The sequence below is a fragment of the Kitasatospora sp. NPDC015121 genome, assembly GCF_055562955.1.
The window spans coordinates 17,371-31,492 of record NZ_JBVHEH010000009.1 but is presented as its reverse complement, the minus strand read 5'-3'; the positions used below and the strand labels follow the sequence as shown (position 1 = coordinate 31,492).

Here is a 14,122-nt window from a genome sequence, read left to right as displayed (position 1 = left end):
TCGGTGTCACGGTCACCGTGTTCGCCGTCATCGCCCTCATCGCACGGGGGGTGGAGAAGCTGTGAGCGCCGAGCACATCGCAGGTCTCATCGTCGCCGTCGCACTCGTCGGCTACCTCGTCCTCGCGCTGATCCACCCGGAGAAGTTCTGACCATGAGCTCCACTCTCGCCGGGTGGCTGCAGGCCCTCGCCCTGGTCGGCGCGCTGGCCCTGTGCTACCGCCCCTTGGGCGACCACATCGCCCACCTGCTCACCTCCGCCAAGCACCTCAGAGCCGAGCGCGGTCTCTACAAGCTGGTCGGCGTCGACGGTGACGCCGACCAGCGCTGGCCGGTCTACCTGCGCTCGGTGCTGGCCTTCTCCGCCCTGTCGATCCTCTTCCTGTACGGGCTGATCCGCCTGCAGACGCACCTGCTGCTGGGCCTGGGCGTGCCCGAGATGGAAGCGCACCAGGCCTGGAACACCGCGGTCTCGTTCACCACCAACACCAACTGGCAGTCGTACTCCGGCGAGTCGGCGATGGGCCACCTGGTGCAGATGGCCGGGCTGGCGGTGCAGAACTTCGTCTCGGCGGCCGTCGGCATCGCCGTCGTCGCGGCGCTGGTCCGGGGCTTCACCCGCAACCGCACGGACCGGGTCGGCAACTTCTGGGTCGACCTGACCCGGATCTGCCTGCGCCTGCTGCTGCCGCTGTCGATCGTCTTCGCGCTCGTGCTCGTCGCCAACGGCGTGGTGCAGAACCTCCACGGCTTCCACGACGTCGCCACCCTCGGCGGTGACACCCGGTCGATACCCGGCGGCCCGGTGGCCTCCCAGGAGGTCGTCAAGCTGCTGGGCACCAACGGCGGCGGCTTCTTCAACGCCAACTCCGCCCACCCGTTCGAGAACCCGAACGGCTTCACCAACCTGCTGGAGGTCTTCCTGCTGCTGGTGATCCCGTTCGCCCTGCCGCGCACCTTCGGGAAGATGGTCGGCGACCACCGCCAGGGCTACGCGATCGTCGCCGTGATGGGCCTGTTCTGGGCGGCCTCGACCGCGCTGGTCACCTTCTTCGAGCACCAGCACGCCGGCAGCGCGCTGCAGGCGGCCGGCGCGGCGATGGAGGGCAAGGAGCAGCGCTTCGGCGTCGCCGCCAGCTCCCTGTTCGCCGCGTCCACCACCCTGACCTCGACCGGCGCGGTGAACTCCTTCCACGACTCGTTCACGCCGCTGGGCGGCGGCCTGACGGTGTTCGACATGATGCTGGGCGAGATCGCGCCCGGCGGCACCGGCTCCGGCCTGTACGGCATGCTGGTCCTCGCGGTCGTCGCCGTCTTCGTGGCCGGCCTGATGGTGGGGCGCACCCCCGAGTACCTGGGCAAGAAGCTGGGCGGGCGGGAGATGAAGTTCGCCTCCCTCTACATCCTCACCACCCCTGCCCTGGTGCTGATCGGTACGGGTGTCGCGATCGCGCTGCCCGGCGAGCGGGCCGGGATGCTCAACTCCGGTCCGCACGGCTTCTCCGAGGTGCTGTACGCGTTCACCTCCGCGAGCAACAACAACGGCTCCGCGTTCGCCGGCATCACCGTCAACACGCCCTGGTACGACACCGCGCTCGGCCTGTGCATGGCCTTCGGACGGTTCCTGCCGATGGTGTTCGTCCTGGCCCTGGCGGGTTCGCTCGCCCGGCAGCGGCCGGTCCCCGCGAGCGCGGGCACCCTGCCCACCCACAAGCCCCTGTTCGTCGGCCTGCTGTCGAGCGTCGTCCTGATCGTCGTCGGCCTCACCTACTTCCCGGCCCTCGCCCTCGGGCCGATCGCGGAAGGTCTCCACTGATGTCCAGCACCCTCACCCCCGCACCGGCCGAGCAGGGCGGCAAGCCGCACGCAGTGCGGTCCGGCCTGCTCGACCCGAAGCTGATCGCCGCCTCCCTGCCCGACGCGGTGAGGAAGCTCGACCCCCGCGCCATGGTGAAGAACCCGGTGATGTTCGTGGTCGAGGTCGGCTCGGTCGTCACCACGGTCTCGGCCCTCGCCTCGCCGTCGGTGTTCGCCTGGTCGATCACCGTCTGGCTGTGGCTCACCACGGTCTTCGCCAACCTCGCCGAAGCCGTCGCCGAGGGCCGCGGCAAGGCCCAGGCCGACACCCTGCGCAGGACCAAGACCGAGTCCGTCGCCCGCCGCCTCGTCAACTGGCCGGCCTCGCGGACCGAGGAGGAGGTGCCCGGCACCGCGCTGCGGCTCGGCGACCACGTCGTCGTGGAGGCCGGGCAGACCATCCCCGGGGACGGCGACGTGGTGGAGGGCGTCGCGTCCGTCGACGAGTCGGCGATCACCGGTGAGTCCGCGCCGGTCATCCGGGAGTCGGGCGGTGACCGCTCCGCGGTGACCGGCGGCACCAAGGTCCTCTCCGACCGGATCGTGGTGAAGATCGCCTCCGAGCCGGGCAAGTCGTTCATCGACCGGATGATCGCCCTGGTCGAGGGCGCCGCGCGGCAGAAGACGCCGAACGAGATCGCGCTGAACATCCTGCTGGCCTCGCTGACGCTCGTGTTCCTGGTCGCCGTGGTGACCCTGCAGCCGATGGCGACCTACGCGGGCGCGCCGCAGTCGACGATCGTGCTGGTGGCGCTGATCGTGGCGCTCATCCCGACGACGATCGGCGCGCTGCTCTCGGCGATCGGCATCGCGGGCATGGACCGCCTGGTGCAGCGCAACGTGCTGGCCATGTCCGGCCGCGCGGTCGAGGCGGCGGGCGACGTCAACACGCTGCTGCTGGACAAGACCGGCACCATCACCCTCGGCAACCGACAGGCCGCCGAGTTCCGGCCCGCCGAGGGCGTTGCCGCGGACGAGCTGGCCGGCGCCGCGCAGCTCTCCTCGCTCGCGGACGAGACACCCGAGGGGCGCTCGATCGTCGTCCTGGCGAAGACCGGGTACGGCCTGCGCGAGCGGGCGCAGGGCGAGTTGGCGCACGCCACCTGGGTGCCGTTCACCGCGCAGACCCGGATGTCGGGCGTCGACCTGGACGAGGCCGGAGGCCCGCACCAGGTTCGCAAGGGGGCGGCCGGGTCGGTGTCCCGCTGGGTGGCGGACAACGGCGGCAGCGTCGGTGCGGACGTGGCGCAACTGGTGGACGGCATCTCGGCCGCCGGCGGCACCCCGCTGGTCGTCGCCGAGAGGAACGGCTCCGCTCCGGCCAAGGTCCTGGGTGTCATCCATCTCAAGGACGTGGTGAAGGAGGGCATCCGCGAACGCTTCGAGGAGCTGCGGCGGATGGGCATCAGGACCGTCATGATCACCGGCGACAACCCGCTGACCGCCCGGGCGATCGCCGAGGAGGCGGGCGTCGACGACTTCCTCGCCGAGGCCACCCCCGAGGACAAGATGGCCCTGATCAAGAAGGAGCAGGAGGGCGGCAAGCTGGTCGCGATGACCGGCGACGGCACCAACGACGCCCCGGCGCTCGCCCAGGCCGACGTGGGCGTGGCGATGAACACCGGCACCATGGCGGCCAAGGAGGCCGGGAACATGGTCGACCTGGACTCCAACCCCACCAAGCTGATCGAGATCGTCGAGATCGGCAAGCAACTGCTGATCACCCGGGGGGCGTTGACGACGTTCTCGATCGCCAACGACGTCGCCAAGTACTTCGCGATCATCCCGGCGATGTTCGCCGGCGCGTACCCGGGCCTGCGCCACCTGAACGTCATGGGCCTGCACAGCCCCACCTCCGCGATCACCTCCGCGATCGTCTTCAACGCCCTGGTCATCGTCGGCCTGATCCCGCTCGCCCTGCGCGGCGTCACGTACCGCCCCGGCGACGCCGGTTCGATGCTGGCCCGCAACATCGGGATCTACGGGATCGGCGGCCTGGTCGTGCCCTTCGTCGGCATCAAGGCGATCGACCTGCTCGTCCAGTTCGTCCCCGGCCTGAGCTGAGAGAGGCCAGAACCCCCATGCCCACTTTTCTGCGCACCCACCTCACCGCGCTGCGGATGCTGCTGGTGATGACCGTGGTCCTCGGCCTCGCCTACCCCCTGCTGGTCACCGGCATCAGCCAGGTCGCCTTCGCCGACAGGGCCAACGGCTCGCTCGTGAAGTCCGACGGCAGGGAGATCGGGTCCAGCCTCCTCGGCCAGAACTACGACCTCCCGAAGGAGGATCCGAACAACGCGGACGAACCGGCCCGGCCGGACCCGAAGTTCTTCCAGCCGCGCCCCTCCGCAGGCTCCTACGACCCGAAGGCGTCCGGCGCCTCCAACCTCGGCCCGAACAGCGAGGACCTGCGCAAGGCCGTCAACGACCGCCGGGCCGCGGTGGCCGCCTTCGACGGCGTCGACCCGGCCACCGTCCCGCCGGACGCGCTGACCGCCTCCGGCTCCGGCCTCGACCCGCACATCTCCGTCGCCTACGCCGAGGAACAGGTGTCCAGGGTCGCCGGGGAACGCGGCATCCCGGCCGAGAGGCTGCACCAGCTGATCGAGAAGTACACCGAGTCCCGCTCGCTCGGCTTCCTCGGCCAGGACGGCGTCAACGTCGTCCTGCTGAACAAGGCGATCAGCGAGCAGGAGTGACGACCGACGGCTGACCGCACCGACCCGGGCCGGGAACACGCTCCCCGGCCCGGGTCGGCCCGCCGCATCCGCCGCCCGCCGCACGGAAGACGCGCACCGTCGGCACGCCCATCACGAAGCACCCGCCACCGGCCGCCCTTCGGCGAGAAAGAGCAGCGCCCATGTCCAGTGACCCCACCCCCGGCACCGTGCGCCGCCGCGGGCAGTTGAGGGTCTACCTCGGTTCGGCCCCCGGCGTCGGCAAGACGTACCGGATGCTCGACGAGGCCAGGCGCAGGCGGGAACGCGGTGCGGACGTGGTGGTCGGCTTCATCGAGTGCCACGGTCGGCGGTACACCGAGAACATGCTCCAGGGCCTGGAACTCGTCCCGCGGCTGACCCGCACCCACCGGGGCGCCGATTTCCAGGAGATGGACCTGGACGCGGTGCTGGCCCGTGCTCCGCGGGTCGCCCTGGTGGACGAGCTGGCGCACACCAACATCCCGGGCGGCCGCAACGCCAAGCGCTGGCAGGACGTCGAGGAACTGCTCGCGGCCGGCATCGACGTGATCACCACCGTCAACGTCCAGCACCTCGAATCGCTCAACGACGTCGTCCAGAAGATCACCGGGATCCCGCAGCGCGAGACCGTCCCCGACGAGGTCGTCCGGCGTGCCGACCAGCTCGAACTGGTCGACATGGCACCCCAGGCCCTGCGCCGCCGGATGGCGCACGGCAACGTCTACCGGGCGGAGAAGGTGGACGCCGCGCTCTCCCACTACTTCCGGGTCGGCAACCTGACGGCCCTTCGGGAGCTCGCCCTGCTCTGGGTGGCCGGACGGGTCGACGAGGGCCTGCGCGACTACCGGGCCGGCCACGGCATCGACCGCGTCTGGGAGACCCGCGAACGCGTCGTCGTCGCCCTCACCGGCGGACCCGAGGGCGAGACACTGGTCCGGCGGGCCGCCCGCATCGCCGACCGCACCGCCGGCGGCGAACTGCTCGCCGTGCACGTGACCCGCAGTGACGGGCTGGCCGGGGCCTCGCCCGGCGCGCTCGCCGAGCAGCGACAGCTGGTCGAGAACCTCGGCGGCAGCTACCACCTGGTGGTCGGCGACGACATCCCCAGCAGCCTGATGGCCTTCGCCCGGGCCCACCACGCCACCCAGTTGGTCCTCGGCACCAGCAGGCGGGGCCGGTTCAACCGCTTCCTCACCGGACCGGGCACCGGACAGACCACCGTGGACGCCTCGGAGGACATCGACGTCCACATGGTCACCCACGCCTTCACCGGCCGCGGCCGACTGCCCGCGCCGGGGCGCCGCCACTCCCGTCGACGCACCGCCGCCGGCTACCTGGCGGGGGCCGTGGTGCCGGGCCTGCTGACCGTGGTCCTCTCGCGGTTCCACGCCCGGGTGAACCTCACCACCGACGCGCTGATCTTCCAACTCGGCGTCGTCGGTGTCGCGTTGCTGGGCGGTGCGACCTCCGCCCTGCTGGCCTCGCTGGTCGCCTCGCTGCTGCTCAACTACTTCTTCATCCCGCCGGTCCGCACCTTCACCATCGGCGAGCCCAACAACGTCATCGCCCTGGCCGTCTTCGCCGCCGTCGCGCTCACCGTCTCCACCGTCGTCGACCGCGCCACCCGGCTCACCCGGCGCGCCGCCCGGGCCACCGCCGAGGCCGAGACGCTGTCCACCCTGGCCGGCAGCGTGCTGCGCGGCGCCGACGCCCTGCCCGCCCTGATCGAGAAGACCCGCACCGCCTTCGCCCTCGACTCCGTCGCGCTGCGCGACCGCACCAGCGGTGACACGATCGCGCGCAGCGACACCGGAGGGGAACCGGCCGCGGACCGGACCGTCACCGAACTCCCCGTCGGAGGGGGAGCGTCGCTGATCCTCGCGGGGCGCCGGCTGCCGGCCGCGGACCAGCGCGTGCTCACCGCGTTCGCCGCCCACATCGCCGCCGCGCTGGAACGCGACCGCCTGGCCACCGTCGCCGCCGAGGTCGAGCCGATCAAGGCCGCCGACCGGATGCGCACCGCGCTCCTCGCCGCCGTCAGCCACGACCTGCGCACCCCGCTCGCCGTCGCCCTCGCCTCGGTCGGCTCGCTGCGCAGCCCCGACGTCGAGTTCTCGCCCGACGACCGGGCCGAACTCCTCGCCACCGCCGACGCGTCCCTGCTCAGACTCACCCGCCTGGTCGACAACCTGCTCGACATGAGCCGCCTGCAGGCCGGCGCCCTCACGCTGCACCTGGAGCCCACCCACCTGGACGAGGTGCTGCCCCGCGCCCTCGACTCCCTGCTCGACGCCCACGCCCCCGTCCAGCCGCTCGACCTCGACACCGTGCCGCCCGTACTCGCCGACCCGCCCCTGCTGGAGCGGGTGCTGGCCAACGTCCTCACCAACGCACTGCGGTACAACGCGCCCGGTGCGCCCGTCCTGGTCGCCGCCAGCCACCACCTCGACCGGGTCGAGATCCGCGTGATCGACCGCGGCCCCGGCATTCCGCCGACCGACCGCGACCGGGTCTTCCTGCCGTTCCAGCGCCTCGGCGACACCGACAACACCACCGGCGTCGGCCTCGGCCTCGCCCTCTCCCGCGGCCTCGCCGAGGCGATGGGCGGCTCCCTGGAGGTCGAGGACACCCCGGGCGGCGGCACCACCATGCTGCTCACCCTGCCCGCGGCCGAACCGCCCGACGCCGCCCCGGGCGTGGACGACCCGGCCACGGACGAGAACGGAGGGCCGGGAGGGTGACGCGGCCCCCGGACCCGGCCGTCGAGGGCGTCCCCGGCGTGTCGGCTCGGTGAAGAGTCGGTATCCGTCGCGGACGCGTCCGGCGCGTCCCCGTACGGTGGTGGGCGGGGGGCACGCCGACATGCAGAGAGGGGCGCCTCCATCGACAGCGCACCGCAGACCTTCACCGTCACCACCGGCGACAGCTGGGCCGGACCGGTGCTCCGGTGCACCGGCGAGATCGACATCCACACCGTCCCCCGGCTTGAGCGCCACCTGCGCCGGGCCCTGGGGATCCGCCCGGCGCCGGCGGTGGTCCTGCTCGACCTGCGGGACGTCCTCTTCATGGACTCCACCGGTCTCGACAGCCTGCTGACCGCCCGTCTGGAAGCCAACCGGCACGGCACCCTGCTCGCCCTGGCCCACCCCGGCCCCCAGGTGACCCGGCTGCTGCAGATCACCGGCACCGCCCCGCTGTTCCCCCTCGGCCCCCCGCCGTCCCGCCCACCGGCACCGCGCTGACCCGCCCCGCGGCGGGAGCACCGCCCGGCACCGCGAAGGGCCGGGCATGCGGGCCGGGGGTCCGGGCAGAAGGACGCCGGGCGCGCCGGGCACGACCGCCGTGGCGTCCCCGGCCGGCCCGCACGGGCGGAGACGAACGGGAAGGACGAGCGTCTGTGAAGGGTTTCCGTGGCTTCGTTCTACGGGGCAACGTCGTCGACCTGGCGGTGGGCGTGGTGATCGGGGCGGCGTTCTCGGGCGTCGTCACCGCCCTGGTCCGGGCCTTCCTCACCCCGATGGTCGGCCTGGCCACCGGCGCGGTGGGCGACTTCAGCCGCCGCACCGTCAGGATCCACGGGGTGGAGTTCCCGTACGGCGGATTCATCGACGCCGCGATCACCCTCCTGCTCACCGCGCTGGTGCTCTACTTCGTGGTCGTGCTGCCGTTCAACAAGCTGCACGAGCGCTTCGCCCCGCACCAGGACGTCCAGGCGCCCAAGCGGGACTGCCCCGAGTGCCTGTCCGCGATCCCCGCCCGGGCGAGCCGGTGCGCCTTCTGCACCGCCCAGCTCACCCCGATGCCCGACCTGCCGTGACCGCCCCCGGCCCGACGGCGGAGCTGTGGCGGGCCGTCGGGGACGCGCTGCGCCACCCCGTGCGCACGGTCCGGTCGCACCGCGAGTCGCTGGCGCAGACCGCCCGGGTGGCGGTGGCCTGCGCCCTCGCCTGGGAGGCCGCGGTCCTGCTGCTGGGCGAGGACGAACACCCCGTCCTCGCGCCGCTGGCGGCCCTGCTGACCATCCAGCTCACGGTGTTGAGGACGCTGGCGCAGGGCCTGCGGCAGATCGGCGGCGTCATGCTCGGCGCCCTGGCCGCCCTCGGCCTGCTGCGCCTGGCCGGGGCGAACTTCGCCAGCATCGGCCTCGCCGTCGGCGTCTGCCTGGGCCTGGGCAAGCTGCTGCGCCTGGGCGAGCAGGCCACCGAGGTGCCGGTCACCGTGCTGCTGGTGCTCAGCACCGGCGCCCCGTACGCCCCCGTCCGGGTCTGGGACACCCTGATCGGCGTCGCCTCCGGTGTCCTGGTCGACCTGGTCGCCGCGCCCCCCACCTACGTGGGCCACGCCGCGCACCAGGCTGCGCGGGTCGCCCACCGCCTCGGCGACATCGCGCACGACACCGCCCGCGGACTGCGCGAGGGCTGGGACGAGCGGACCTCCGACGGCTGGCTGCGCCGGGTGGAGGCGGCCGCCCGCGAACTCGACCGGGCCCGGGAGACGGCCGCCCAGGCCGAGGAGGGCATCCGCCTCAACCCCCGGCGGCTGCGGCGGCGGACCGATCCGGCGGTCGCGCTCGGGCCGCTGGACGAGGGGCTGACCTGCCTCGGCCACGTCTGCGACCAACTGGGCTCGGTGCTCCGCGGCCTCGACGACCTGGCCCGCGGCGAGCGCCAGTTCCCGCAGGAGGCCGACGCGCGCGAACGGCTGCGGCCGCTCGCCGACGTCCTGGAGGCCGTCGGCGACGCGCTCGACGTCCTCGCCCGCATCCAGCGCGACCACGTCCGCGAACCCGGACACACCGACGACCTGACGGCCGCCCTGGAGCGCGGCCGCGACCGCCACGCCGAGGCCGCCGAGACGCTCTGCCGCACCGACCACGGCCCCGTCGTCTGGTCCCTGCACGGTTCGATCATGGACGAGACCCGGCAGATCCTGCACGAGCTCGACCCCCGCCACGGCCCCCACCCGTCCGCCCTGCACCCCCGGCCGCCGCGGCGCGCGGCCCCGCGGGAGGGGAGCCCGGACCCGGCCCGGTGAACCGCGAGCGCGCCGCGCGGACCCGGCCGGTCCCGGTCAGGTGTTCCGGGCGGGGGCGGGGGAGAGAGTGCCGGCGAGGTGGTCGTGGGCGACGTGGGCGTGCAGGCGGACCCCGGTGACGAGGGCGTCGTCGTCGGCGTAGAAGTGCGGGTTGTGGTTGGGGACCAGGCCGCGGCCGCCGGGCAGGGCGACCGGGTTGCCGGCGTCGTCGGTCCCGGCGTCCTGGACGCCGAGCATGACGTAGAGGCCGCCGTAGCGGTTGACGAACTCGGAGACGTCGTCGTAGCCCAGGGTGGGGGCGGAGGTGAAGACCCGCTCCTCGCCGACGACGCGCCGCAGGGTGGGGAGCCCGGCCTCCACCCAGGCGGGGGAGTGGTGGACCGCCGGGACGTCCTGGAGGTACTCGACCGTGGCGGTGCAGTTGTAGGCGGCGGCGGTGTGCTCGGCCAGGGTGGTCAGCCGCTCCCGGACCTCGGCCATGGCGGCCTCGACGGTGGTGCGGACGGTGCCCCACAGGGTGACGGTCTCGCCGATGATGTTGAACCGGCCGACGTCCTCGACATGCCCGAGGGAGACGGTGACGGGATCGGTGGCGGGCACCTGCCGGTAGAGCTGCCCGATGCCGACGGCGACGGCACCGGCGGCGGGCATCGGGTCGACGCCCATCCAGGGGCTGGAGCCGTGCACCTGCCGTCCGGTGATGACGATCCTGACGAGGCAGGACGCGCCGTACTGGTTGCCGACCCGGTAGCCCACGTGGCCCTTCGGGTACGGCGTCACGTGCATGCCGAAGACCATCGTGGGCGCGGGGTCCGCGAGGGCGCCCGCCTCCACCATCGCGCGGGCACCGCCCTCCTCCGTCACCGGCGGGCCCTCCTCGGCGGGCTGGAAGACGAACAGCACCGTCCCCGCGAGCCGCTCGCGCACGCCCGCCAGGACGGTGGCGGCCCCCATCAGCATGGCGGTGTGGCAGTCGTGCCCGCAGGCGTGGGAGACGGGGAACGGCCCGCCGGGGTAGTCCGCGTCGACGGCGGTGGACGCGAAGTCGACCCCCGACAGGTCCTCGACCGGCAGGGCGTCGATGTCGGCGCGCAGGGCGATCACCCGCTCGCCGGGCCTCGTGCCGCGCAGGACGCCGACCACGCCGTGGCCGGCGATCCCGGTCCGCACCTCGTCGAGGTCCAGGGAGCGCAGGTGGGCGGTGACGTACGCGGCGGTGCGGACCTCCCGGTTCGACAGCTCGGGGTGGCGGTGGAGGTGGTGGCGCCAGGCCACCACCCGGTCGGCCACCTCGGCGGCCCGCCGGTCCAACTCGGCGCGCAGATCGTCCTCACCCATGGTCCGAGACTCCGTTCCCGCCCTGTCGCGGCGCTACGGTCGACTGTAGGGAGACGCCGTCGATCCCGCCCGGCGGGAGCGGCCGGTGCGAGGCGACGGGGGCTTCCGCGCCCCCGGACCGGCCCGGTGCGCGACCTCGGCGGGACATGGTGACGCGGATCGCGGCCCGGCGCAGGCGGTGGTGCCGGGCACTGGCCCGAACGAGGGGTGTGACGGTGCGTCAACCACCGCCTCCGGGTGAAGATCATCCTTTCCGGCTGCACTGGTGCCGATACCGGCGGACCAGTGGATCCAGGAGAGGTGCAGCATGCGAGAGCGGTGGCCGATCATCGTCGGCGCGTTCCTGGCGCTGACGGCGTTGACCGTCGGCGCGCGGACGGACGCGTCCGCACAGGGCCGGGCGGCAGCGCCGGAGCCGGTCTCGCGCAGTGCGGCGCCGGTGCACTCGGTCACCTTCGCCGCCCGCCAGTGCGACTCCTACAGCCAGGTGATGGCGAACCTGGCCCGCAACGACATCCAGGAGAGCCTGCAGGACCTGGGCAAGAACACCGTCTACACCTCCGGCCAGCCGATCGACCCCGCGATCGAGGAGGCCAACGACGACTGCCGGCCGCTGAACGGCTGGAAGTTCGACGTCGGCAGCGGCTTCGGCAAGAACGGCGACCTGTCCACCGTCACCGGCCGCAGCAGCACCGCCGGACCCACCCGCGACGGCGTCCCCCGCCTGGGCAGCGACGGCAAGCCCTCCGGCGGCACCCTCGACGGCGCCGTCACCTACACCCTCAGCGACAGCGAGACCACCAACGCCGGACGCAACGCCCTGTGGGTCCAGGGCGGACTGGTCGGCGACCCGCTGATGCAGGGCGCCTTCGGCCAGGGCACCTACGGCTTCGCCGCGCTGCGCTGCGCCGTGGACAACCTCAACGGCGACAACGTGGAGACGGTGGCCTTCCCCAGCCCGTCCGTCCACGAGTACTGCTTCGCGTACTACGTCAGCCCCGAACCGGGCAGCGGCAGCATCACCGTCACCAAGCGCATCACCGGCGTCGGCGCCATCGCCCAGGACTTCGACTTCGCCTCCGACCTGACCTACAACCCGTCGGGGACCTTCGAACTCAGCCCCACCGCCACCCAGCCCGCCTCGCAGACCTTCCTGCGCGCCGACAGCGCCGCCTACGGCAAGCCCTACACCGTCACCGAACAGGTCCCCGACGGCTGGACGCTGACCGGCCTGGAGTGCACCGCCGTGCGCCCCGGCGGCGGCACGCCGACCTCCACCTGGACCACCGACCTCGCCACCGCCAACGCCACCATCACCCTCGGCTCGCAGGACAACGTCACCTGCACCTACACCGACCAGCCGCCGCGGACCGCCGGCCTGACGGTGCGCAAGGTCACCACCGGCGCCTGGGGCGGCCCGTTCGACTTCACCGTCCACGAGAGCGCCGGTACCGACCCCGACCTCACCGGCACCGTCTCCACCTCCGCGGTCGACACCGCCGCCACCGCGGTGCGCCGCGAGACGGTGCCCGCCGGCCAGTACACCGTCAGCGAGCACCTGCCCACGGTGGCCGGCGGCCACTGGGAGAACACCGGCGCCTACTGCAACAGCACCGCCAAGCCGGTCCTGCCCCGGGGCGCCGACCCGAGCATCGACCTCGACCTGCGCGCCGACACCAACGCCGACTGCACCTTCACCAACCGCTGGGTCTCCGACGGCCGGATCACCGTCTACCTGCGCACCCTCGGCGGCACCGGCACCGGCACCTTCCACGGCACCTACCTGCCCAGCCCCGACGCCAACACCCCGACCCAGATCGACGCCGACGCCACCACCGAGGCGTCCGGCGTCGACGAACTGGCCACCGACCGCACCGGCGTGCCGCTGACCGACTACACCATCCGCTCCAACGGCCCCCTCACCACCACCGAGGGCCGCTGGGAGTTCGTCAGCTTCACCTGCGACGACGGCTCCTCCGCCCCCGCCGCCACCCGCACCCTCACCACCCACCTCACCGCCCCCCAGCCCCACGTCACCTGCCTCGCCGTCTACCGCCTGGTGCCCGCCAGCACCCTGGAGGTCCTCAAGCTCGCCGACGGCCCGGCCGACCTGCACCCCGGCCCGGTGGTCGTCGAGGTGAACTGCGACGACGGCGCCTTCGGCCGCGTCGTCCTGCCCGCCGGTGAGAAGAGCGCGCAGCTGCCCGAGCCGCTGCGCTTCCTCGACCCCGCCCGGTGCACCGTCACCGAACCCGACGACGGCGCCGACCCCGCCGCCGAGGTCACCACCACCGGCCTGGTCACCCACGACGACACCACCGACGTCCCGGCCGGCAGCCCCCTCCCGCTGGACTTCACCGTCACCACCCCGCAGCAGGACTACCGGGCCACCGTCCACGACACCTACCGCCTCCCGGCGACCCCGTCCCCGACCCCCACCCCGACTCCGCAGCCCACCCCGCCCCCGCACCCCCGTCCGGGGCACCTGGCCGCCACGGGCAGTGACGGCACCACCGTCCTGCTGGCCAGCATCCTCGCCACGGCCCTGGCCGTCGCCGGCGGAGTGCTCTTCCTGGCCTCCCGCCACCGCCGGGGCTGACCGGCCCCGCTCCCGGCCGGGAGCGCAGCGGCGCACCGAGGGACCCCGACCGCGCGACGGTCGGGGTCCCTCGGTGCGCTCGGCGGTGCAGGGGCAGGACTGGGTGCGTCCCGGGGGTGTCGCTCCCGCCGGGCCGGGCAGACTCCCGGTGACCGATCCAGGAGGTGAGGGAGATGGCCACCACCGTGACCAAGCGTCCCACCCAGCCCCGTCCGCGTCCCCCGCTCGATCTGCGCACTCCCTCCGGCCGCCCGCTCCCGTACTGAGCCCGAGCCCCGAGCCGTCCCGGCCGGTGCGAAGCCCCGGGGCCGCTCGGCCCCGACGGGCCTACCGGCGTTCCGGGCGGCCGCTCCGGCCGTCGGGGTCGTCCGGGTCGTCCGCGGGAGCGGTGTCGGTGCGGTCGGCGGCGTCGGCCGTGGCGTCGTAGCCCTCCTGCGGGCCGTGGACGTCCGGGTGGTGCTCCCGGCCGGCCCGCGGGCCAGCGGCCCGGTCGCCGTAGCGGCGGTCGCCCCCGGTCTCCGGCCGGCCGGGCCCGTCGGGTGCGGGATCGCGGTGCTGGGTCATCGGAACCTCCCGGGGGTGGATGCTTCGTCCTC

Annotated in this window: 11 protein-coding genes; 9 read left to right on the top strand and 2 right to left on the bottom strand. The window is 73.5% G+C overall.

The annotated features are described in order from the left end of the window. Positions 1-61: 61 nt before the first annotated feature. The 8 genes from kdpF to ACZ3J7_RS14885 all read left to right on the top strand — a co-directional run bounded on the left by kdpF (position 62) and on the right by ACZ3J7_RS14885 (position 9,589). On the top strand, positions 62-151 hold the full coding sequence (gene kdpF, locus ACZ3J7_RS14920; RefSeq protein ID WP_350542350.1) for a K(+)-transporting ATPase subunit F: 90 nt from the start codon (positions 62-64) through the stop codon (positions 149-151). A gap of 2 nt (positions 152-153) precedes the next feature. Continuing rightward, entirely contained in the window at positions 154-1,815 is a 1,662-nt protein-coding gene (kdpA, locus tag ACZ3J7_RS14915) for a potassium-transporting ATPase subunit KdpA (protein ID WP_465620612.1), read from the top strand. Continuing rightward, the gene (kdpB, locus tag ACZ3J7_RS14910) at positions 1,815-3,920 is read left to right on the top strand and encodes a potassium-transporting ATPase subunit KdpB (protein WP_465620610.1); all 2,106 of its coding nucleotides are present in this window, start codon (positions 1,815-1,817) and stop codon (positions 3,918-3,920) included. The genes kdpA and kdpB overlap by 1 nt, the downstream gene beginning before the upstream one ends. Before the next feature lie 17 nt (positions 3,921-3,937). Beyond that, on the top strand, positions 3,938-4,555 hold the full coding sequence (gene kdpC, locus ACZ3J7_RS14905; RefSeq protein ID WP_465620607.1) for a potassium-transporting ATPase subunit KdpC: 618 nt from the start codon (positions 3,938-3,940) through the stop codon (positions 4,553-4,555). Positions 4,556-4,716: 161 nt separating this feature from the next. Continuing rightward, positions 4,717-7,296: an ATP-binding protein gene (locus ACZ3J7_RS14900; protein ID WP_465620605.1), complete on the top strand. Its 2,580-nt coding sequence runs from the start codon at positions 4,717-4,719 to the stop codon at positions 7,294-7,296. Positions 7,297-7,494: 198 nt separating this feature from the next. Next, a complete protein-coding gene (locus tag ACZ3J7_RS14895; protein ID WP_465620603.1) occupies positions 7,495-7,797 on the top strand; it encodes an STAS domain-containing protein in 303 nt (100 codons plus the stop codon). A gap of 155 nt (positions 7,798-7,952) precedes the next feature. Continuing rightward, positions 7,953-8,372 carry a large conductance mechanosensitive channel protein MscL gene (gene mscL / locus ACZ3J7_RS14890; RefSeq protein ID WP_465620601.1) on the top strand — a complete coding sequence of 140 codons (420 nt, stop codon included), beginning with the start codon at positions 7,953-7,955 and terminating at the stop codon, positions 8,370-8,372. Then, a complete protein-coding gene (locus ACZ3J7_RS14885; protein WP_465620600.1) occupies positions 8,369-9,589 on the top strand; it encodes an FUSC family protein in 1,221 nt (406 codons plus the stop codon). The genes mscL and ACZ3J7_RS14885 overlap by 4 nt, the downstream gene beginning before the upstream one ends. 36 nt (positions 9,590-9,625) lie before the next feature. Here ACZ3J7_RS14885 and ACZ3J7_RS14880 read toward each other — a convergent pair whose 3' ends face one another. After that, complete coding sequence (locus ACZ3J7_RS14880) at positions 9,626-10,927, bottom strand: M20 metallopeptidase family protein (protein WP_465620598.1); 1,302 nt, start codon at positions 10,925-10,927, stop codon at positions 9,626-9,628. A 307-nt stretch (positions 10,928-11,234) separates the two neighbouring features. Between ACZ3J7_RS14880 and ACZ3J7_RS14875 the strand changes: the two genes are divergently transcribed. Continuing rightward, positions 11,235-13,526 (top strand): prealbumin-like fold domain-containing protein, encoded by a 2,292-nt coding sequence (locus ACZ3J7_RS14875; protein WP_465620596.1) that lies wholly within the window; start codon positions 11,235-11,237, stop codon positions 13,524-13,526. A 327-nt stretch (positions 13,527-13,853) separates the two neighbouring features. Here ACZ3J7_RS14875 and ACZ3J7_RS14870 read toward each other — a convergent pair whose 3' ends face one another. Continuing rightward, a complete protein-coding gene (locus tag ACZ3J7_RS14870; RefSeq protein WP_465620594.1) occupies positions 13,854-14,090 on the bottom strand; it encodes a hypothetical protein in 237 nt (78 codons plus the stop codon). Positions 14,091-14,122: the final 32 nt, after the last annotated feature.